Consider the following 20,483-nt stretch of genomic DNA (forward strand, 5'->3'; position numbering starts at 1 on the left):
TGTTTGTTGTGGAAGGAGTAGATTACATAGTGGTTAAAGTAATCTCTATAGCTAATCAAAAAGGTGGTGTTGGTAAGACTACAACATCGGTTAATTTAAGTGCTTGTTTAGCTCATTTAGGAAAAAAAGTATTACTAGTCGATATAGATCCTCAAGGTAATGCAACTAGTGGTATTGGAATTGAAAAAGCTGATGTAAATCAGTGTGTTTACAATGTATTAGTTGATGATGTTGAGGCGAAAAATGTCATTTTAAACACTGCTATTCCAAATTTCGATATTATTCCAGCAACAATTCAACTTGCTGGAGCAGAAATTGAATTAGTACCTACTATTTCTAGAGAAGTACGATTAAAGCGCGCTTTAGATACAGTAAAAGGTAACTATGATTATATTTTAATAGATTGTCCTCCATCATTAGGTTTATTAACTTTAAACTCACTAACTGCTTCTGATTCAATTATTATTCCAGTTCAGTGTGAGTATTACGCACTTGAAGGTTTAAGTCAGCTATTAAGTACTGTACGCTTAGTACAAAAACATTTAAATAAAAATTTAGCAATTGAAGGCGTATTGTTAACGATGCTAGATGCTCGTACAAATTTAGGGCTTCAAGTTATAGAAGAAGTAAAAAAATATTTTCAAGATCGTGTCTATAAATCAATTATTCCAAGAAATGTACGCTTAAGTGAAGCACCAAGTCATGGTAAACCGATCATTACATATGATCCAAAGTCAAGAGGTGCAGAAGTATATCTCGATCTAGCAAAGGAAGTGATTGATAATGGCTAAAGGGTTAGGAAAAGGCATTGGAGCGTTTTTTCAAGATATTAATCAGCAAGAAGAGTTAGTCCAGGAAATTGATCTTAAAGAACTTAGACCTAATCCATACCAACCTCGCAAAGTATTTGATGAGACTGCAATGTTAGAATTAACCCAATCAGTGATTGAACATGGGATTCTTCAACCAATCATTGCAAGAAAAAGCATAAAAGGTTTCCAAATCGTTGCTGGAGAGAGACGCTATCGCGCTGCAAGGAATGCAGGTTTAAATACAGTTCCAGTTATTGTGAGAGACCTGACTGAAGAGCAAATGATGGAGTTAGCTGTATTAGAAAATTTACAGCGAGATGATTTAAATCCTCTTGAAGAAGCTGAAGCATATCAAACTTTAATTGAACAATTACACTTAACGCAAGAACAACTGGCAAAGAAACTTGGAAAAAGTCGTCCACATATTGCTAACTATTTAAGAATTTTAACTTTACCTAATTCTGTTCAAAAAATGGTCGAAGAAGGCACGCTCTCAATGGGACACGGAAGAGCACTTTTAGGACTAAAACGAAAAGGATTAATTGAGGGTACCGCACTAAAAGTAATTGAAAAAAACTTAAGTGTTCGTGAGGTTGAATCGTTAGTCAATGATCTGAATGAAAATGTTTCACGTGAAACATCAAAGAAAAATCCAACTAAAAACATATTTTTTAGTGAATATGAGGATCTTTTACAAGAAAAATTCGGAACGTCAGTTAAAATTAAATCGGCTAAAGATAAAGGGAAAATAGAAATCCAATTCTTTAACAAAGAGGATTTGGAAAGAATTCTTTCAATTATAAAATGAGTTACTCATAGGGAATATTAAATGTGTTGTCTTCCAATGCAGTTAATACTCCCTTTTTGTATTTATCTAACCATTTTACAATTGAAAGTTAGGAAACTATTATGTTAAAAATCTAATTGGCAGGTAAATTTTTTTTCAGTTTCTTTAATTGAATTCGCAATAAACTTAGCCATTTTCATTACAAGGCTTAATCTAGTATTTTGTAAAACGTAGAACTCCATGAATCCACTAACATTTACAACACCAGTTAAGTTAATTTCACCTACTAAAGGTAATTCTTTTTTCATTGCAGCACCAGGTTTTAATGGGCCATTGGATAAGCGCACGCTACCAATGCTTTTTACTCTGCCTAAACATGCATCTACAGCAATGATAAATGGATTGTTATATCTGCCTTTAATTTTTTCAAGTTGGTCTGAAAGATTTAACGCATGAATTGGCTCATCAAGAGTACCATAATAATGAAATCTACTTAAGTTTAATTCTCCTAACATGGTTCCAACTAAAGGACCTAAAGAGTCTCCCGTGGAACGGTCAGTTCCAATACATACAAATACAATTTCTTTAGTGTGAACACTTGGAAGCGACTTACATAAACGATCTGCAAATCTGTTAATAGCGTTTTCGTCATCTAGAAATACAGAATAATCATCCTTGAATAGGTTACGCAAAGGATTTGCTGAAAATTGCATAATATCGCCTACTTTTCATTTAAGAGAGTAGTATTAGTTTATGCAAAATTTAAACAATTTATACTTTTGTCAAGCAATCTTCGTTATTAAATTAAATCATTATTACATTTGTTCATATTTGTAGTTTTAAGGTGATAATTCGTTTAGTATTACGTTAAAAGTCATTTGAAAATAGATAGGGGGAAAAATACAGTATGAATAATGCAGCAGATAAAATAGAAAATGCTGAGAAATTAGTAAAAAAAAGCATGCTAACTCCAGAACAATGGGACACAATTTTAAATTCAACAATAAAAATAGCGCTAATTATTATCGTTTCAGTATTGGCTGTAAAACTCGGAAGAAAGTTAATCCGTAATCTCTTAAAAGTTAATGCTAGAGGACCGTTACAAGTATCAGAAAGAAGATCAGTAACACTTATTAAATTGATGGAAAATGTACTTGCATATGTAATATTCTTTATTGCTGCTTTGACGATTCTCCCGATATTTGGCGTGGAAATAAAAGGACTTTTAGTTGGAGCAGGAATAGGTGGCGTAGCAATTGGTTTTGGGGCACAAAGTTTAGTAAAAGATATCATTTCTGGATTTTTTATTTTGTTTGAAGATCAATTTTCAGTTGGTGATTATATTAGAGTTCAAACTTTTGAAGGAACAGTATTATCAATCGGTTTAAAAACAACTAAAATTAGAAGTGGAACTGGTGAACTTCATATCATCCAAAATGGAATGATTACTGAAGTAACCAATTTTTCATTACATAATGCTGTGGCAATGGTAGATGTTAGTATTTCATATGAGGGCGATATTGAACATGCACAAAATGTAATTGAAAAACATCTAGAAACTATGCCAGCTAGATATGAAGAAATGATAAAACCTCCAGAGTTTCTTGGGATACAAAACTTGGGTCCTTCTGAAGTAACATTGAGAATATCTTCAGAAGTTAGAGCAATGACACAGTTTAAAATTTCTAGAGCAATTCGAAAAGAAATTAAGGAAGTACTTGAAAGAAATAACATAGAAATTTCGTATCCAAAAATGGTATTATATAAACAACCAGAAACTAAAAATGAAAATGCGAATGTATAGTTTGTATGCTACTATTTTAAGGAAGTGAAGTTTTTACATGGAAGAAAAAGAATTTAGCCTAAATGATATAGTAGAAATGAAAAAACCTCATCCTTGTGGAGTGAACAGATGGAAAATTATTCGAATGGGTATGGACATTCGATTAAAATGTGAGGGGTGTGAGCATAGCGTATTAATACCGCGCAGAGAGTTCACACGAAAATTAAAAAAGGTTTTAGTTCGATCTGAAGAGTAGGACGATTTTTAAATCAATGGGTATCTAGTAGAGCAATTTGAAGGATCGCTCGTATTAGATACCTTTCGTATGTTTAGAATTAATATTCAGATTTTCTTGTTATTTTTTTTTGAAATCAATATAATTGTGAAAGATTAACTAAGTTCGTATAGGAGTGGAAAATATGCCATTAACAGCAGGAATCGTAGGATTACCAAACGTAGGAAAGTCAACATTATTTAATGCAATTACACAAGCGGGCGCTGAATCAGCAAACTATCCGTTTTGTACAATTGATCCAAACGTAGGTGTGGTAGAAGTACCAGATTACCGTTTAGTAAAATTAACTGAATTAGTTCAACCTAAAAAAACTGTTCCAACAACTTTTGAATTTACTGATATCGCTGGGATCGTTAAAGGTGCAAGTAAAGGTGAAGGTTTAGGAAATAAGTTTTTATCTCATATTCGTGAAGTGGACGCAATTTGCCAAGTAGTACGTTGCTTTGTAGATGATAATATTACTCATGTATCTGGAAAAGTAGATCCAATTGCAGATATTGAAACAATTAACTTAGAACTAATTCTTGCAGACTTAGAATCAGTTGAAAAACGTATTGATCGTGTAGCTAAATTAGCGAAGCAAAAAGATAAAGATGCATCTTATGAACATGAAATTTTAGTGAAATTAAGAGAAGCATTTGAAAATGACAAGCCAGCTCGTTCAGTAGAGTTTACGGAAGAGCAAATGAAAGTAGTAAAAGGTTTACACTTATTAACGACTAAGCCAATGCTTTATATCACTAATGTTGGCGAGGATGAAATCGCAGATGCTTCATCTAACGAATACGTTGAAAAAGTAAGAGAATTTGCAGCTAAAGAAGGTTCTCAAGTAATTGTGATTAGTGCAAAAATTGAAGAAGAAATTGCTGAGCTAGATGATGAAGAGAAACGTACATTCCTTCAAGAACTTGGAATTGAAGAATCAGGTTTAGATCAATTAATTCGTGCAGCTTATTCTTTATTAGGATTAGCAACTTATTTCACTGCAGGTGTACAAGAAGTAAGAGCTTGGACATTTAAAAAAGGTATGAAAGCTCCACAATGTGCTGGCGTAATTCATAGCGACTTCGAACGTGGCTTTATCCGCGCAGAAACAGTTTCTTTTGAAGATTTAGCGACTTATGGTAACATGACAGCATCAAAAGAAGCAGGAAAAGTGCGTCTTGAAGGTAAAGAGTACATCGTACAAGATGGAGATGTAATGCATTTCCGATTTAATGTTTAATAAAATAGCAACTGAATTATAGATTTGCTATCTTAAAAAAACTATGCTATAATTTTAACTCGTGAGTGATTAATTAAATTGCTCCTTGCCCTTAATTGGGCCGTTAGACCAAAAGGAGGTGACATTGTGATGAATAAATACGAAATCATGTACATCGTTCGTCCAAACATGGAAGACGAAGCACAAAAAGCATTAGTTGAGCGTTTCAACGGCGTTTTAACTGAACAAGGTGCTGAAATCACAAACGTTAAAGAGTGGGGTAAACGTCGTTTAGCTTATGAAATTAACGATTTCCGTGATGGACACTACATGCTTGTAAACGTTTCTGCTAAGCCAGAAGCAGTACAAGAATTCGATCGTTTAGCGAAAATCAGCGAAGATATCATCCGCCACATCGTTATTCGTGAAGAAGAAAAATAATATTTTTTAAATGCTTTAGGGAGGTAGGAATCAGATGATCAATCGTGTTGTACTTGTAGGTCGCTTAACAAAGGATCCGGACTTACGTTATACACCAAGTGGGGTTGCCGTAGCAACATTTACTCTAGCGGTGAATCGTACCTACTCAAATCAGCAAGGTGAAAGAGAAGCGGATTTTATTAACTGCGTTATCTGGAGAAAGCCTGCTGAAAACGTAGCAAACTTCTTGAAAAAAGGAAGCTTAGCTGGCGTTGAGGGTCGTATTCAAACTAGAAGTTTTGATGGTCAAGATGGTAAGAGAGTATATGTAACTGAAGTTGTAGCTGACTCTGTTCAATTCTTAGAACCAAGAAATGCATCAGGTAACCAAGGTGGTTCATTCGGTATGAATCAACAAAATCAAGGTTTTAACGCTGGAAATCCTTTCGAAGCACCATCTCAAAAGCCTAGCTTTAATGATGATCCATTTGGTGGGACAAGCAAAACGATTGATATTACTGATGACGATCTTCCTTTCTAATAATACAAACAGTGTAATGTTGAACGGTTAACATTACTAAAAAACTAATTTTAAGTAGAGGAGGGAAATAACAATGGCAATGGGTGGACGCAAAGGTGGACGTGCTAAACGTCGTAAAGTTTGTTACTTTACTTCAAACGGCATCACTACAATCGACTTCAAAGATACTGAGTTATTAAAACGTTTCGTTTCTGAGCGTGGTAAAATTTTACCTCGTCGTGTAACTGGTACTTCTGCGAAATACCAACGTAAATTAACGATTGCAATCAAACGCTCTCGTCAAATGGCTTTATTACCATACGTGGCTGAATAAGCTAAGTAATAAAAAGTACAGCATTCTCGTGCTGTACTTTTTTTGTATTTATGAAAAAATAAGTTTTATGGTAAAATAAGTAATAGTATGCTTATCGCGAAATAAGTAGGGGTAGTTGAAAGGAGCTTTATTTTGAAATCGACTCGATTTATTACCGAGGGTGCAGTACTTTTAGCTATTTACTCAGTACTACTGTTAATATTTAGATTTGTACCGTTTCTCTCATTTATTATGGCATTCCTTATGCCACTGCCATTTATTATTCTAAGTATTAAATACTCAATTAAGGAATCACTACTACTTTGCTGTGTGGCGTTGGGATTAACAATTGTGATTACCTCATTTAATTTACTCCCAGTTACTTTAATGTACTCAACAGTTGGTATAGCATTTGGCTATCTGTTGAAAAATGAGCGAAGTAAAGGCGAGATTTTACTTACTAGTACTTTTTTATATTTAATACATACAGTACTATCGTACATACTATTCAAAGCTGTTTTTCATATTGATTTCGTTAAAGAGAATATAGACTTGGCAATGGAAGCTATAGAAAAAAGTAAGGAACTTAGTGCCAGTCTTGGTACAAACGCGAATGAAAAGGCTTTAGATAGTCTTACAAATGCTATTAAATTAATCCCTACATTAATTCCTTCATTACTGTTAATGGTTAGTTTTATACTTGCTTTTATAACACAACTAGTAACTTTTCCATTAATAAAAAGATTAGGTTATAAAACACCGAAATTTAAACCATTTAGAGAGTTTAGACTCCCAGTAGGATTCATGTGGTTCTTTTTAATTGTAATGATTTTTTCGTTCTTCAATTTGAAACAAAGTAGTTTCCTTAGTACAGCAGTAATTAACTTAACATATGTACTTCAAATTTTACTGCTTGTTCAAGGTTATGCATCGATCTTTTATTTTAGTTATTTAAAACAGTTTTCTAAAGCGGTACCAATTATTATATTAATCGCAAGTTTTATCATTCAACCATTAATTTATATTGTTTTACTAATTGGAATCATCTCAATTGGAATCTTTAATAGAAGAAAAATTTAAACTTAAAAACATATTTGATACTAATTTGTTGTGCAAAAGTGAATAAACTTTAATATGTAAGTTAGATTTTATTTGGCTTAGGGGTTGAACATATGCAAGATTTTCATAAGAAACAAATGTTTCTTATACCCGTCTATCTTTTAACTGCTCTTTCAGTGTTTTTGATCGGAACTGTGGTCTATATTCAACCTAAAATAGGGATAATATTTATCGTTATCTTTTTATGCGTTATATTTCTAGTTGTAAAGTTAGAAATTAAGTATCGCTACGTTTTAGATATGTATATAGAATCAATTATGTCGAGAGTGAAAAATTTAAGTAATGAAGCAATTACAGAAATGCCAATTGGAGTATTACTTTATGATAGAGAGTACCATATTGAATGGGGCAATCAATATATTTTAAATATTTTAGATGATCGTTCATTAATTGGTAAACACATATATGATCTATCTGAAGGATTAATGGCTTTAATTTCGAAAAAAGAGAAAAAAGAAGATGTATTGAATATAAGTAAAAGAACATATCGCGTAGTTATTAAAAGGGAAGAGCGATACATTTATTTATTTGATGTGACAGAACAGGCACAATTAGAGAAGTTATACGAAGATCAAAGAACAGTAATCGGAATTATTTTATTAGATAATTACGATGAAATGACACAGGGATTAGATGATCAGGAGCGTTCTAGTGTAAATGGTGCAGTAACTACTATGTTAAATAGTTGGGCTAATAGCCATGGTATTTTCTTGAAACGTGTTTCATCTGATCGATATAGTGTAGTTTTAAATGAAGGAATTCTGGCGGCATTAGAAAATAATAAGTTTTCTATATTAGACCAAGTAAGAGAAGAAACTACAAAACGTAATTTACCCCTTACTCTAAGCGTTGGCGTCGGGGTAGGTAGTTTAAATTTAACCGAACTTGGTCAACTAGCGCAATCTGGCTTAGATTTAGCATTAGGGCGCGGGGGAGATCAAGTAACTGTTAAAAACATTAACGGTAAAGTAAAGTTTTTTGGTGGAAAAACAAACCCTGTAGAAAAGAGAACGAGGGTTAGAGCGAGGGTAATCTCGCATGCATTAAGAGATTTAATGAAGAGTAGCACCAATGTTATGATAATGGGTCATAAGTTACCTGACATGGATGCTCTTGGTTCAGCAGTTGGTATCTTAAAAATGGTTATGCATAATGAAGTGGATGGTTATGTAGTTATTGATAAAGATGAAGTAGATAAAAGTGTTAATCGTTTGATGAGGGAAATGTCTAAAAATGAACAATTTATGTCTTGTTTTATTTCACCTGAAAAAGCAAAAGAACTTATTTCTGAAGATACATTAATAATCGTAGTAGATACCCATAGACCAACAATGGTTGAAGAAGAATCACTTTTAGATGAGACAGATAAAATTGTTGTGATAGACCATCATCGAAGAGGAGAGGACTTCATTAAGGATGCAATTCTCGTTTATATGGAGCCGTACGCTTCCTCTACAGCAGAATTAGTAACAGAGTTATTGGAGTACCAACCTAAGAAAATAAAATTAAGCATGCTTGAGGCAACAGCCTTACTTGCAGGAATTATTGTTGATACAAAGAGTTTTACTTTCCGAACAGGGGCACGAACTTTTGATGCAGCATCATACTTGCGTTCGAATGGCGCTGATACGATCCTCGTTCAAAATTTACTAAAACAAGATATGAATGAATATATTCGCAAAGCAGAATTAATAGAGGAAGCCTATATGTATAAAGAGGGCTTTGCGATTAGCTTTGGAAAAGATAATGTAAGCTATGATCAAGTTTTAATTGCAAAGGCCGCAGATACGTTATTAACGATGACAGATGTTATTGCATCTTTTGTCATTGCGAAAAGGTCAGACAATGTTGTTAGCATTAGCAGCCGTTCATTAGGGAATATAAATGTTCAATTAATAATGGAAGAGCTTGGTGGTGGCGGTCACTTAACAAATGCTGCTGCACAAGTTGAATCTTCTTCAATTAGAGAAGTTGAACAACACTTATTGAGAATAATCGATGAATATATTGAAGGGAGAACAAACAAATGAAAGTAATTTTCTTAAAAGATGTAAAAGGAAAAGGTAAAAAGGGAGAAACTAAAAATATCGCAGATGGCTATGCAAGTTTCCTAATCAAAAATGGAGATGCTATTGAAGCTACAGCAGGTAATATGAAAACTCTTGAAGCGAAAAAAAATAAAGAATTAAAAGATGCACAAATTGAATTAGAAAATTGTAAAAAGCTAAAAGAAACAATTGAATCTCTAACAGTAGAACTAAAAGCTAAATCGGGTGAAGGTGGTCGTCTTTTCGGATCAATCACTAGCAAACAAATTGCCGATGAGCTTCAAAAAGTACATGGTATTAAACTAGATAAGCGTAAATTCGAAATGAATGATGCGATTAGAGGTCTAGGTGTAACAAATATTAAAGTAAAATTGCATCCTGAAGTTAGTGCAACTTTAAAAGTACACGTTAAGGAACAATAAGAAAAACAAGCATCTGGAGGACTAGAAATGAGTGATTTGCTAAATGATCGTACTCCACCACAGAATATAGAAGCTGAACAGGCTGTATTAGGAGCCATACTGTTAGATTCAGAGGCGCTAATATCAACTTCAGAACGGCTTTTACCAGATGACTTTTATCGAGCTGCCCATCAAAAAATATTTGAAGCAATGCTTAAGATTGCTTCAAGGAATGAGCCTTTAGATGTTATCACACTAACTTCTGAACTAGCTAATCAAGGAGTATTAGAAGAAGTTGGAGGAGTGTCATACTTAAATGATTTGCTGGCTTCAGTACCAACGGCATCTAACGTTGAATACTATGCGAAGAGCGTTGAAGAAAAATCTACTTTAAGAAGATTAATAAGAACCGCTACAAATATTGTAACGGAAAGCTATGCACCAGATACTCCAGTGGATGTTGTACTAAACGAGGCTGAAAAAAGTATCTTAAAAGTAGCTCAGCGCACAAACGTTTCTGGTTTTCAAAGTATTAAAGATGTAGTATTTACTACATTTAGTAAAATTGAGACTTTATTTAATCAACGTGGCGAAATCACAGGTGTACCGACAGGATTTACTGATTTAGATCGTATGACAGCGGGATTTCAGCCCAATGATTTAATTATAGTAGCTGCCCGTCCTTCAGTAGGTAAAACAGCTTTTGCGTTGAATATCGCACAAAACGTAGCGACTAAGACAGATGAAAACGTAGCAATTTTCAGTCTCGAGATGGGATCAGATCAGCTTGTTATGCGTATGCTTTGTGCAGAAGGGAATATTAACGCACAGGCACTACGTACAGGTAATCTTGAACAAGAGGATTGGAATAAGCTTACGATGGCTGCTAGTAGCTTAGCTGGTACAGGTATATATATCGATGATACACCTGGTATTAGAGTAAATGACATACGTGCTAAGTGTAGAAGACTGAAACAAGAGCATGGCTTAGGAATGATCTTAATTGATTACTTGCAGCTTATTCAAGGTAACGGCAAAAGTGGAGAGAATCGTCAACAAGAAGTATCGGAAATTTCACGTTCTCTTAAAGGACTAGCGAGGGAATTAAAAGTACCTCTAATAGCCTTATCTCAGCTATCACGTAGCGTAGAGTCAAGACAAGATAAACGTCCAATGATGTCTGATATTCGTGAATCAGGTAGTATTGAGCAAGATGCGGATATCGTTGCGTTCTTATATCGAGACGATTACTACGATAAAGAATCAGAGAATAAAAATATTATTGAAATCATTATTGCTAAACAAAGGAATGGTCCAGTAGGTACTGTTTCATTAGCATTTGTAAAAGAATATAACAAGTTCGTAAACTTAGAACGAAGGTTTGATGAGCAAGCGCCAGGGGCCTAATGTCATCTAAAAAATAATCACATAGTGAATCTATGTGATTATTTTTTTTTGTTAGGGCAAACTATTTTTATCAAATTCTTTAGTTTGTATTTACGAACAAATAAAACTTAGAACAGAATTATTCAAAGAGATTTATTGACAAATTCCGTAAGTTTGATATACTAGTTTTGGTTTTAGTTCGGAAATAGCGTATTTTAATCGGAGGTGCAGTACATTGTCATCAGTAGTAGTAGTTGGTTCTCAATGGGGAGACGAAGGAAAAGGAAAAATTACCGACTTTTTATCACAACAGGCAGAAGTAGTTGCTAGATATCAGGGTGGTAACAATGCAGGTCATACAATCGTATTTAATGGTGAAAAGTACAAACTTCATTTAATTCCATCAGGTATTTTCTTCTCAGATAAAATTTGTGTTGTTGGAAATGGTATGGTTGTAGATCCTAAAGCTTTAGTTCAAGAGCTAGCATACTTACATGATAAAGGTGTTTCAACTGACAACTTACGTATTAGTAACCGTGCTCATGTTATCTTACCTTATCATTTAAAACAAGATGAGTTAGAAGAAGAGCGTAAAGGTGATAATAAGATTGGTACTACTAAAAAAGGTATTGGACCAGCTTATATGGATAAAGCTGCACGTGTGGGGATCCGTATGGCAGACCTTTTAGATAAAGAAGAGTTTTACGAAAAATTAAAACGTAATCTTGAAGAGAAAAATAATTTATTTGAAAAAATGTATGATTCAAATTCATTAAATATTGATGACATTTTTGAAGAATATTATGAGTTCGGACAACAAATTAAAAAATATGTGTGTGATACTTCTGTTGTATTAAATGATGCAATTGATGGTGGAAAGCGCGTATTATTTGAAGGCGCACAAGGTGTAATGTTAGATATCGACCAAGGTACATACCCATTCGTTACTTCTTCTAACCCAGTTGCAGGTGGAGTAACAATTGGATCTGGAGTTGGTCCAACAAAAATTAATCACGTTGTTGGTGTATGTAAAGCTTACACTACTCGTGTTGGTGAAGGTGCATTCCCAACTGAGCTTTTCGACGAAATTGGAAATACAATTCGTGAAGTAGGTCGTGAGTACGGTACAACTACTGGAAGACCAAGACGTGTTGGTTGGTTTGATAGTGTAGTAGTTCGCCACGCTCGTCGCGTTAGCGGTATTACTGATTTATCACTTAACTCAATTGACGTATTAACAGGACTAGAGACTGTTAAAATTTGCGTTGCTTATAAATTCCGTGGAGAAACAATTACTGAGTTCCCTGCTAGCTTAAAACAACTTGCAGAATGTGAGCCAGTTTATGAAGAACTTCCAGGTTGGACAGAAGATATTACAGGAGTAAAAACGCTTAATGAACTACCAGTTAATGCAAGACACTATGTAGAACGTGTATCTCAATTAGTAGGTATTCCATTATCTGTATTCTCTGTAGGTCCAGACCGTAACCAAACAAATATCGTACGTAACGTTTACGGAGCTTAATATAATAAAAAGCCCTTAAATAAAAACTTAGGGGCTTTTATTATTTTTTTTAAAAAACTATTGCAAACTTATTAGAAAGTATGATAAGATAAGTCTTGTCGTCATAACTAGTACATAGTTTATGAAGTTAATCATTTTATGAGCCATTAGCTCAGTAGGTAGAGCATCTGACTTTTAATCAGAGGGTCGAAGGTTCGAATCCTTCATGGCTCATCTTTTCTTAAATTAATGTGGCCCGTTGGTCAAGCGGTTAAGACACCGCCCTTTCACGGCGGTAACACGGGTTCGAGTCCCGTACGGGTCATCCTTTTTTATAAAACTTATCTTGGTCCCGTGGTGTAGCGGTTAACATGCCTGCCTGTCACGCAGGAGATCGCCGGTTCGATCCCGGTCGGGACCGCCATATAATGGCTCGGTAGCTCAGTCGGTAGAGCAGAGGACTGAAAATCCTCGTGTCGGCGGTTCGATTCCGTCCCGAGCCATCATAAAAACTACTGTATATACAGTAGTTTTTTATTTTATATCAACCTTATAGAAAATAAATTCTAGTTTGAATAAAACAGTTCGATTTTACAAAAAAACCTACTTAATTTAAAATAGAAGTAAGTGGAGTAGACCTCTAGCAACAAGCTAGAGGTTTTTTTCAAAAATCTAGTGTTTATAGATAAAAAGAATAACACGTATGATCGCAGTCGTATTATATTTAGAGAGATAGTCCACAAAACGAAATTGCTATGAAAAGTTTATTTGTTGCCTAATTTAATGTTAAATTGCAAAAGATATGTATAGAATTGATGGCAGCGAAAACTGACTAGAAAAGGAGTGCGGGGAATGAATAAAAAAATATTAATAGTCGATGATGAAAAACCAATTGCTGATATATTGAAGTTTAATTTAGAAAAAGAAGGTTTTGAAATTGTTTGCGCGTATGATGGAGAGGAAGCATTACAAAAAGTAGACGAGTTTCTTCCTGATTTAGTTTTATTAGATATTATGTTGCCAATTAGAGATGGTTTAGAAGTTTGTAGAGAAATTAGAAAGAATCATGAAATGCCAATCATTATGATTACAGCAAAAGATTCTGAATTAGATAAAGTACTAGGTCTAGAAATGGGAGCAGATGACTACGTAACAAAACCATTTAGTACACGTGAGTTGCTTGCTAGAGTAAAAGCAAATTTACGTAGACATCAAACTGGAGCTACATCTGAAAAAGAGGAGTCAGTTGAAGTTATTATTGGTTCGCTTGTTATCAATCCAAACGCTTATATCGTAACAAAACGTGGCGAGAAGATCGAATTAACTCACCGCGAGTTTGAATTACTGTATTATTTAGCGAAGCATATCGGACAGGTTATGACGAGAGAACATTTACTTCAAACTGTTTGGGGCTATGATTATTTTGGAGATGTACGAACTGTTGATGTAACAATTCGAAGACTTCGTGAAAAAATTGAGGACAATCCAAGTTATCCACTTTTCATTGTAACAAGAAGAGGAGTAGGATATTACCTGCGTGATCCGGAGCAAGATTAATGGCAGCTTACAATAAAGTTGGTTTATTTAAATCAATTGTATTTAAATTTGTACTTGTTTATATTTTACTCATATTGGTAGCTATGCAAATTATTAGCGTTTATTTTTCGAGAGAACTTGAAAAGCAACTTGTAAATAGTTTTACAGTTGCGATAAACGAACGGGCTAAGCTACTGGCTTATAATATAAAAATCGAGTATGAAAAAAAGAAAACTCTGGACGATCCAGAGGTGAAAGCTAATATTCAAAAAATAGTTTCTGACTTTGGAAAGAATATTGGGATATCAGATGTAAGAGTTATTAACCAAAATAGTGAAGTCATTGCTACTTCGGATTCTAGTAATCGGTCTATTGTTGGAAAAAGGACAACTGATATTTTAGTTAAAAGAGCACTTTTAGTAGGTACTAGAACTGAAAAAGTGTTAATTGATCCTAAAAACGGTCATCGAATGAAAACGATTGTTACCCCAGTGATGGAAGGTGACGAAATTGTTTCAGCGATTTACACGAGTGCTTCAATGGAAAGTACTTATGAAAGAATGGAATTAATTAACCGTATTTTTTCAACGGGTACACTTATAGCAGTCGCGATTACATCCATTTTAGGGATATTATTGGCTAAAGCAATTACGAAGCCAATCTCAGAAATAAGAAGACAGGCCCAAGAAATGGCGAAAGGAAATTTCTCTCGTAAATTAAAGGCCTATAGTGAAGATGAGATTGGTGAATTAACGATATCATTTAATAATCTATCACGTAACTTACAGCAAGCTAGGGCTTCAACAGATGGAGAAAGAAGAAAGCTTCAATCAGTACTAGAGCATATGTCAGATGGCGTTATTGCAACTGACCGTAGAGGGAAAATTATTCTCTTAAATGATCCAGCTGAAACGATGCTAAATGTTTCACGTGAAACAGTATTAAATAAATCTATTTTAGAGGTATTGGGAATCGAAAAGATTAATACTCTAGATGATTTATACGATGAGCCAGATTCAATTATGTTAGATTATAGCGATAATAAGAGACCAATGATTCTACGAGCTAGCTTTTCAACTATACAAAAAGAGTCAGGTAAAGTTAATGGTCTAATCGCTGTAATTTATGATGTAACTGAACAGGAAAAGATCGAGCAAGAACGTAGAGATTTTGTTTCCAATGTGTCACATGAATTAAGAACACCGTTAACAACGATGAGAAGCTATTTGGAAGCATTGTCAGATGGAGCTTGGGAGAATAAAGAAATCGCACCTAAGTTCTTACAAGTAACTCAAGATGAAACAGAACGAATGATAAGGCTAGTAAATGACTTATTACAATTATCTAAGTTAGATAGTACTGAATATCGTTTAATGAAAGATTGGGTTAACTTTACAGAATTGTTTAATCGTATAATTGATCGACACGAAATGAGTAAGTCTCAAGAAGTTTCGTTCAAACGTGAATTTATAAGTAAGACAAGATTTGTATTTATAGATGAAGATAAAATTACACAAGTGTTAGATAATATTATTTCAAATGCATTAAAGTATTCACCAGAGGGTGGGACTGTAACTTATCGTATTAAAGAATCTAGAGATCAAATATTAGTTAGTATTACTGATGAAGGTATGGGAATTCCAAAAGAAAATCTATCAAAGATATTTGATCGTTTCTATCGAGTAGATAAAGCTAGATCAAGACAAGTTGGAGGAACTGGCCTAGGGCTTGCTTTGGCAAAAGAAATGATTTACGCGCACGATGGTCATATATGGGCTAAAAGTGAAGAAGGAAAGGGTACAACAGTCTATTTCACACTTCCAGTGGCTGATGACCAAGAGGATGAGTGGGAATGAGAAGAGAACATATAAAATCAGTTGTATTAACTACTCTTGTTATAGTAAGTTTAGTACTTTCATATAGCTTATGGTCATATCAACCAACATACGATGTACTTCAAAATCAAGACTATGTCCAAAAAGTTTCAATTGGTGCCAAAAGAGACTTTAAGGACATAGTAATTCCGAATTTACTAGTTGTTCATGAATCAAATAAAAATTATGAAACAACTAAACAGAGTAATATATCACCAATTTATAGATCATTGCAGAAATCCGAAATCACAAATTTTGAAAACCTGACAAATAGAACATCTGAAGTTGCCTACCAATCAATAACAAAAGGAAAAAATAAACTAGAAATTATTTTTCCAACTGAAGTGCCAATAGAGACATTAGGTAAAGTTCTTAATCTAGATGCAAAACGATTACAAAATGTTTTATTTGATCGAATAATCATCAATTTATCTACTAAACAGGATTCTTCAGCAAGGATCTACTTTTCAAATGAATCACAAAATATTCTTTATGGAGCAACATTTGATAACTCTTCAATTATTGCATCAGTTGAAAAGATAAGAGACAATTACGAAAGCTTTACTGAAAGCTTAAGATATAAGTTAGATTCAGGTAAAATAATTTATTTACCTAAAAAACCAATCAAATTAACAACGATGGAGTTCCTTACGACGGATATAGATGTTGATAAATTAAAAGATGCTATATTTAGTGATCCATCAAATGTCCGAAAAGAAAGTACCGATTCAGGAGATACATTCACAGACGGTACTAGATTAATGTCAGTTTCACCATTAAATCGAGCGATTTCATTTGTTAACCCAACAACACCTGAAAACAATAATAATCAAAGTCCTAATTTATTAGTCCAAAGAAGCGTTGATTTTATTAATGCTCATGGTGGCTGGACTGATGGATATATTTTGTCTGGAGTTAAACCTGAAAATAATGAAGTTTCATTTAGACTTTTTGTAAATAATTTACCTGTGTATAATAATTCAACAATTACGACGAGCTGGGGAGTAGACGATATAGAAACCTTTAAACGTCCATTGTATAAATTTACTAGAATCCAGGTGGACAAGAAGGAAAGTGAAATGGAGTTAATGGCTGGTCCTCAAATTATGGAGATCATATCCAACAATAAGTCTATTAACAAATCCCTTATTAAGGATATTAGCTTAGGGTACGAGACGATATTTGATCAAGATCAATCAACAATCAATCAGCCGTACTATAATAGAGCAATCCAGTTAAAACCTGTTTGGATTATAAATTACGATGACACATATAAGAAGATTGATCAAGATTTGCTAAGTAGAACTGGGGTGAATATTGTTGGATTGGAGTAGAATCAAAACAATATTTATTTTAACTTTCTTAGTATTAGATTTATTTTTAGCGATTCAATATTATCAAAAGCGAAGTAGCGACCAGTTTGATACGATGGCGGAATCGAGTATTGAGGAGCAATTAAAGGAAAATGATATCACATATGTGACATTACCTAAAAATTCTTTAAAGGAATCTTATATATCGGGTAATAGTAAGGATTTCTCGAAGAAAAATTTTGCTGATCGAAAAGGACAGAATATACAAATCTACAAAGATGTATTACAAAGTCAATTGAAAAAACCAGTTCCAATTGCAGAGACAAATAAAATACTCTTTTTAGAAAACTTTGTGAAGGAGTATGTTTGGAATGGTGGTAACTATCGTTATTGTCAAATAGATCAAACGTCAAAAACGATATACTTCTGTCAAACCTATAAAGATCGCCTAATTTATAATATCGAAAGCTCAGTAGTTGAAATAAAGTATAATGATAAGAATGAGATTTATGGGTATCGCCAAAGATATTTAGAAAACTTAAAGGAAATGATCGATAAAAAGAATGTGCAGGAAGCGTTACCGGCAATTAAAGCCATTGAAAATTTATTTGTTAAAGATGAATTAAAACCTAGTGATCGAATTACAAAGGTTAACTTTGGCTATTATACAGTAATCCCGTTATCGAATGGAGTTAAATTCATAGCGCCAGCATGGCATATCGTTGTCAATGAACAGCAGGATTACTTTGTAAATGCTATTGAGGGACAAATAATTAAGATAGATAAAGAACAATGGAGTGAATAGCGATGAGTCTGCATTTTAGTGTACTTGCAAGTGGAAGTACCGGAAATGCGTTATACGTTGGGACGGAGAAAACTAAGCTTTTAGTTGATACAGGACTGAGCGGTAAAGCGATGGAGTCTTTATTTAAAGATATCAACAGGGATATAAAAGAAGTTTCCGGCATTCTAGTCACGCATGAGCATAGTGATCATATTAAAGGACTTGGAGTTCTTGCCAGAAGATATCAAATCCCAATTTACGCGAATGAAAAAACATGGAAAGCAATGAACCATTTAATTGGAGAAATTCCAACAGAGCAAAAGTTCATTTTTAACATGGAAACGACGATTCAGTTTGGGGATATTGAAGTTGAATCATTTGGTGTATCACATGACGCTGCTGAACCAATGTTTTACGTATTTCATCATAACGAGAAAAAATTTGTTACAATTACGGATACAGGCTATGTAAGTGATCGAATGAAGGGAATCATTTCTAACGCAGATATGTACATTTTTGAAAGTAACCATGATGTTGAAATGCTACGCATGGGTAGATATCCATGGAGCATTAAACGCCGTATACTAAGCGATGTTGGTCACGTATCAAATGAGGATGCTGCACTTGCAATGTCTGATGTAATTGGAGATAAAACAAAACGTATTTATCTTGCGCATTTAAGCCAAGATAATAATATGAAAGAGCTTGCCAGAATGTCTGTTACACAAACATTAGAGGGAAAAGGATTTGAAGTTGGGATGCAATTTGAAATTCATGACACGGACCCTCAAAAACCAACAGATATAGTGTATGTATAAAACAAAGCGCATACTTAAGGGGAGAGTTTACTTTCTCCTCTTTTTTTTGTGCTAAAAAAAGGAGCTGTGCATAAGTGGAAAAAGTAATTTTAAGTTGTGATGAGCATATAGAATGGGCTCTCGATGATTTTGTGGATAAGTATAGTGAAACACCTCTGTTGAATAAAGTCGAAAAAACGCATAATATATCCACAACCTGTGAATATTGTCAAAATGATGCCATATATATTGTATCGAACATAGATTCCCCCACTAAATGTGGATAGAAATTGTGGGTATGTGGATAACTTTTGTGTATAACTTGTTCGTAAAGTGAGGATATAGTGTGAATATCTCAATTATCAGTGTTGGAAAGTTAAAAGAGAAGTATTTAAAGATGGGGATCGATGAATACATAAAACGATTATCGAGTTATGCAAAAATGGATATACTCGAAGTTGCGGATGAGAAGGCTCCAGAAAATTTAAGTGATGCAGACATGTTAATCGTGAAAGAAAAAGAGGGCGAAAGAATTTTAAGTAAAATAGCCGACGACGCTTATGTTATTGCATTAGCAATTAAGGGGAAGGAACATACGTCAGAATCATTAGCAAAAAAACTAGATCAACTAGCTACATATGGAAACAGTAAAGTAGTCTTTGTAATAGGTGGCTCGTTAGGTTTAAGTGATGCTGTAATGAAAAGAGCGGATGATACTTTGTCATTTTCAAAAATGACTTTTCCTCACCAATTAATGAAATTAATTTTGGTGGAGCAGATCTATAGAGTTTTTCGTATAAATAGGAATGAACCATATCATAAATAAGTGGAAAATAGAAAGGGACTTCAATGAGTCCCTTTTCTCTTTATCCGTAGGATTTTGCTTGCCAAACCCAAACCAAATTAAAGATTTAAAAGTAGAAACAACTATTATTAATGGTGAAATTATCGATCAAGAAGAACAATTAGTGAAAATTTGATATATTATAGTTTGTACACCATGTATGTCAAGAACGTAGGGACTATAAAAAAACCCCTAGTTTTACTAAGGATTTGAAATAATTTTAATTATGATAAACGCTTGATTTAGAATATACAAGTTCATAGTATTGAGACATTTCTTCTTCTGTTATATTGTATTTTCTTTGAATTTCATTGTGTTCTTCCAATAAATTTTTTGACCATTTCATTGATTGTCTATCTGTTATCTTACCACTCTTTAGTAACATTTTATTTTTTGCAAATTCTGACCTGAATTTCAGTTCGAATTCTGCAATTTCTATGATTTCTTCAGGAGTATGTTTTTCTTCGTTACGGCTAGAAGTACTATTCATTTTAAGTATTATACCAATTATTACAATTACAATTACAATAAACCATACCACAATATCACCACCTTTCATTTTCATAATATCATGTATAAATAACTAATAGTTAAAACTATTTCAAAATTTAAACACCTTAAATTTTTTGTGTTTTCCACAATCTAGTATGTTGCCAGAAAACCATTTAATGATAACGAAGAGGAAGCAGAAAGATTAGATATGAAAAAAGATGACAGAATAGAAGAATTTAATTTTTCATGTG

General features: G+C 33.7%; 22 protein-coding genes and 4 tRNA genes. 24 read left to right on the forward strand and 2 right to left on the reverse strand.

Annotation, left to right across the window (positions count from 1 at the left end; translation table 11 throughout):
• Positions 1-29: 29 nt before the first annotated feature.
• Both ACFWM3_RS05885 and ACFWM3_RS05890 read left to right on the forward strand, forming a co-directional pair.
• Entirely contained in the window at positions 30-791 is a 762-nt protein-coding gene (locus ACFWM3_RS05885; RefSeq protein ID WP_025568951.1) for a ParA family protein, read from the forward strand.
• Entirely contained in the window at positions 784-1,620 is an 837-nt protein-coding gene (locus ACFWM3_RS05890; protein WP_390310689.1) for a ParB/RepB/Spo0J family partition protein, read from the forward strand. The genes ACFWM3_RS05885 and ACFWM3_RS05890 overlap by 8 nt, the downstream gene beginning before the upstream one ends.
• A gap of 104 nt (positions 1,621-1,724) precedes the next feature.
• On the opposite strand, the gene yyaC is transcribed toward ACFWM3_RS05890, so the two are convergent.
• Positions 1,725-2,312: a spore protease YyaC gene (gene yyaC / locus ACFWM3_RS05895; RefSeq protein ID WP_390310691.1), complete on the reverse strand. Its 588-nt coding sequence runs from the start codon at positions 2,310-2,312 to the stop codon at positions 1,725-1,727.
• Between the two features lie 194 nt (positions 2,313-2,506).
• On the opposite strand from yyaC, the gene ACFWM3_RS05900 reads away from it, so the two are divergent.
• The 22 genes from ACFWM3_RS05900 to rlmH all read left to right on the forward strand — a co-directional run bounded on the left by ACFWM3_RS05900 (position 2,507) and on the right by rlmH (position 19,722).
• A complete protein-coding gene (locus ACFWM3_RS05900; RefSeq protein ID WP_056467165.1) occupies positions 2,507-3,403 on the forward strand; it encodes a mechanosensitive ion channel family protein in 897 nt (298 codons plus the stop codon).
• A gap of 37 nt (positions 3,404-3,440) precedes the next feature.
• A complete protein-coding gene (locus ACFWM3_RS05905) occupies positions 3,441-3,638 on the forward strand; it encodes a DUF951 domain-containing protein (RefSeq protein ID WP_056467168.1) in 198 nt (65 codons plus the stop codon).
• A gap of 163 nt (positions 3,639-3,801) precedes the next feature.
• The gene (ychF, locus tag ACFWM3_RS05910; RefSeq protein ID WP_056467170.1) at positions 3,802-4,902 is read left to right on the forward strand and encodes a redox-regulated ATPase YchF; all 1,101 of its coding nucleotides are present in this window, start codon (positions 3,802-3,804) and stop codon (positions 4,900-4,902) included.
• Positions 4,903-5,031: 129 nt separating this feature from the next.
• Complete coding sequence (rpsF, locus tag ACFWM3_RS05915) at positions 5,032-5,322, forward strand: 30S ribosomal protein S6 (protein WP_025568958.1); 291 nt, start codon at positions 5,032-5,034, stop codon at positions 5,320-5,322.
• A gap of 34 nt (positions 5,323-5,356) precedes the next feature.
• Entirely contained in the window at positions 5,357-5,842 is a 486-nt protein-coding gene (ssb, locus tag ACFWM3_RS05920; protein ID WP_025568959.1) for a single-stranded DNA-binding protein, read from the forward strand.
• A 79-nt stretch (positions 5,843-5,921) separates the two neighbouring features.
• A complete protein-coding gene (rpsR, locus tag ACFWM3_RS05925) occupies positions 5,922-6,155 on the forward strand; it encodes a 30S ribosomal protein S18 (protein WP_056467298.1) in 234 nt (77 codons plus the stop codon).
• Positions 6,156-6,287: 132 nt separating this feature from the next.
• Entirely contained in the window at positions 6,288-7,214 is a 927-nt protein-coding gene (locus tag ACFWM3_RS05930; protein WP_390310695.1) for a YybS family protein, read from the forward strand.
• A 92-nt stretch (positions 7,215-7,306) separates the two neighbouring features.
• Positions 7,307-9,283 (forward strand): DHH family phosphoesterase, encoded by a 1,977-nt coding sequence (locus ACFWM3_RS05935; RefSeq protein WP_056467176.1) that lies wholly within the window; start codon positions 7,307-7,309, stop codon positions 9,281-9,283.
• Positions 9,280-9,723, forward strand: coding sequence for a 50S ribosomal protein L9 (gene rplI, locus ACFWM3_RS05940; RefSeq protein ID WP_390310696.1), 444 nt, complete (start codon positions 9,280-9,282; stop codon positions 9,721-9,723). Before ACFWM3_RS05935 ends, rplI begins: the two co-directional genes overlap by 4 nt.
• A 27-nt stretch (positions 9,724-9,750) precedes the next feature.
• Positions 9,751-11,109, forward strand: coding sequence for a replicative DNA helicase (dnaB, locus tag ACFWM3_RS05945; protein WP_056467182.1), 1,359 nt, complete (start codon positions 9,751-9,753; stop codon positions 11,107-11,109).
• Between the two features lie 214 nt (positions 11,110-11,323).
• The gene (locus ACFWM3_RS05950; protein ID WP_056467185.1) at positions 11,324-12,613 is read left to right on the forward strand and encodes an adenylosuccinate synthase; all 1,290 of its coding nucleotides are present in this window, start codon (positions 11,324-11,326) and stop codon (positions 12,611-12,613) included.
• Positions 12,614-12,753: 140 nt separating this feature from the next.
• A tRNA-Lys gene (locus tag ACFWM3_RS05955) sits at positions 12,754-12,826 on the forward strand.
• Between the two features lie 19 nt (positions 12,827-12,845).
• Positions 12,846-12,917, forward strand: a tRNA-Glu gene (locus ACFWM3_RS05960).
• Between the two features lie 23 nt (positions 12,918-12,940).
• Positions 12,941-13,016 (forward strand) — tRNA-Asp (locus ACFWM3_RS05965).
• Positions 13,017-13,022: 6 nt separating this feature from the next.
• Positions 13,023-13,095 (forward strand) — tRNA-Phe (locus ACFWM3_RS05970).
• Positions 13,096-13,444: 349 nt separating this feature from the next.
• Entirely contained in the window at positions 13,445-14,149 is a 705-nt protein-coding gene (gene yycF / locus ACFWM3_RS05975; RefSeq protein ID WP_056467188.1) for a response regulator YycF, read from the forward strand.
• Positions 14,149-15,984, forward strand: coding sequence for a cell wall metabolism sensor histidine kinase WalK (gene walK / locus ACFWM3_RS05980; protein ID WP_056467191.1), 1,836 nt, complete (start codon positions 14,149-14,151; stop codon positions 15,982-15,984). Before yycF ends, walK begins: the two co-directional genes overlap by 1 nt.
• Positions 15,981-17,336, forward strand: a complete 1,356-nt coding sequence (locus ACFWM3_RS05985) for a YycH family regulatory protein (protein ID WP_056467194.1) — start codon at positions 15,981-15,983, stop codon at positions 17,334-17,336. The genes walK and ACFWM3_RS05985 overlap by 4 nt, the downstream gene beginning before the upstream one ends.
• Positions 17,323-18,120, forward strand: coding sequence for a two-component system regulatory protein YycI (locus ACFWM3_RS05990; RefSeq protein ID WP_056467197.1), 798 nt, complete (start codon positions 17,323-17,325; stop codon positions 18,118-18,120). Before ACFWM3_RS05985 ends, ACFWM3_RS05990 begins: the two co-directional genes overlap by 14 nt.
• Positions 18,121-18,122: 2 nt before the next feature.
• Positions 18,123-18,917, forward strand: coding sequence for an MBL fold metallo-hydrolase (locus ACFWM3_RS05995; RefSeq protein ID WP_056467200.1), 795 nt, complete (start codon positions 18,123-18,125; stop codon positions 18,915-18,917).
• A gap of 74 nt (positions 18,918-18,991) precedes the next feature.
• Positions 18,992-19,183, forward strand: coding sequence for a CxxH/CxxC protein (locus ACFWM3_RS06000; RefSeq protein ID WP_056467203.1), 192 nt, complete (start codon positions 18,992-18,994; stop codon positions 19,181-19,183).
• Between the two features lie 59 nt (positions 19,184-19,242).
• A complete protein-coding gene (gene rlmH / locus ACFWM3_RS06005) occupies positions 19,243-19,722 on the forward strand; it encodes a 23S rRNA (pseudouridine(1915)-N(3))-methyltransferase RlmH (protein WP_390310698.1) in 480 nt (159 codons plus the stop codon).
• A 238-nt stretch (positions 19,723-19,960) separates the two neighbouring features.
• On the opposite strand, the gene ACFWM3_RS06010 is transcribed toward rlmH, so the two are convergent.
• On the reverse strand, positions 19,961-20,281 hold the full coding sequence (locus ACFWM3_RS06010) for a hypothetical protein (RefSeq protein ID WP_390310700.1): 321 nt from the start codon (positions 20,279-20,281) through the stop codon (positions 19,961-19,963).
• Positions 20,282-20,483 lie beyond the last annotated feature (202 nt).

Source organism: Gottfriedia sp. NPDC058432 (genome assembly GCF_042721555.1).
In the GTDB taxonomy this organism is placed as follows: domain Bacteria; phylum Bacillota; class Bacilli; order Bacillales; family Bacillaceae_G; genus Gottfriedia.

Excerpts from the sequence above, each read along its gene's own strand:
- yyaC (WP_390310691.1), bottom strand. The coding sequence starts at position 2,312 with ATGCAATTTTCAGCAAATCCTTTGCGTAACCTATTCAAGGATGATTAT.
- ACFWM3_RS05900 (WP_056467165.1), top strand. The coding sequence starts at position 2,507 with ATGAATAATGCAGCAGATAAAATAGAAAATGCTGAGAAATTAGTAAAA.
- rpsF (WP_025568958.1), top strand. The coding sequence starts at position 5,032 with ATGAATAAATACGAAATCATGTACATCGTTCGTCCAAACATGGAAGAC.
- ychF (WP_056467170.1), top strand. The coding sequence starts at position 3,802 with ATGCCATTAACAGCAGGAATCGTAGGATTACCAAACGTAGGAAAGTCA.
- ssb (WP_025568959.1), top strand. The coding sequence starts at position 5,357 with ATGATCAATCGTGTTGTACTTGTAGGTCGCTTAACAAAGGATCCGGAC.
- rplI (WP_390310696.1), top strand. The coding sequence starts at position 9,280 with ATGAAAGTAATTTTCTTAAAAGATGTAAAAGGAAAAGGTAAAAAGGGA.
- ACFWM3_RS05985 (WP_056467194.1), top strand. The coding sequence starts at position 15,981 with ATGAGAAGAGAACATATAAAATCAGTTGTATTAACTACTCTTGTTATA.
- rpsR (WP_056467298.1), top strand. The coding sequence starts at position 5,922 with ATGGGTGGACGCAAAGGTGGACGTGCTAAACGTCGTAAAGTTTGTTAC.
- ACFWM3_RS05890 (WP_390310689.1), top strand. The coding sequence starts at position 784 with ATGGCTAAAGGGTTAGGAAAAGGCATTGGAGCGTTTTTTCAAGATATT.
- walK (WP_056467191.1), top strand. The coding sequence starts at position 14,149 with ATGGCAGCTTACAATAAAGTTGGTTTATTTAAATCAATTGTATTTAAA.
- ACFWM3_RS05905 (WP_056467168.1), top strand. The coding sequence starts at position 3,441 with ATGGAAGAAAAAGAATTTAGCCTAAATGATATAGTAGAAATGAAAAAA.
- yycF (WP_056467188.1), top strand. The coding sequence starts at position 13,445 with ATGAATAAAAAAATATTAATAGTCGATGATGAAAAACCAATTGCTGAT.
- dnaB (WP_056467182.1), top strand. The coding sequence starts at position 9,751 with ATGAGTGATTTGCTAAATGATCGTACTCCACCACAGAATATAGAAGCT.
- ACFWM3_RS05995 (WP_056467200.1), top strand. The coding sequence starts at position 18,123 with ATGAGTCTGCATTTTAGTGTACTTGCAAGTGGAAGTACCGGAAATGCG.
- ACFWM3_RS05935 (WP_056467176.1), top strand. The coding sequence starts at position 7,307 with ATGCAAGATTTTCATAAGAAACAAATGTTTCTTATACCCGTCTATCTT.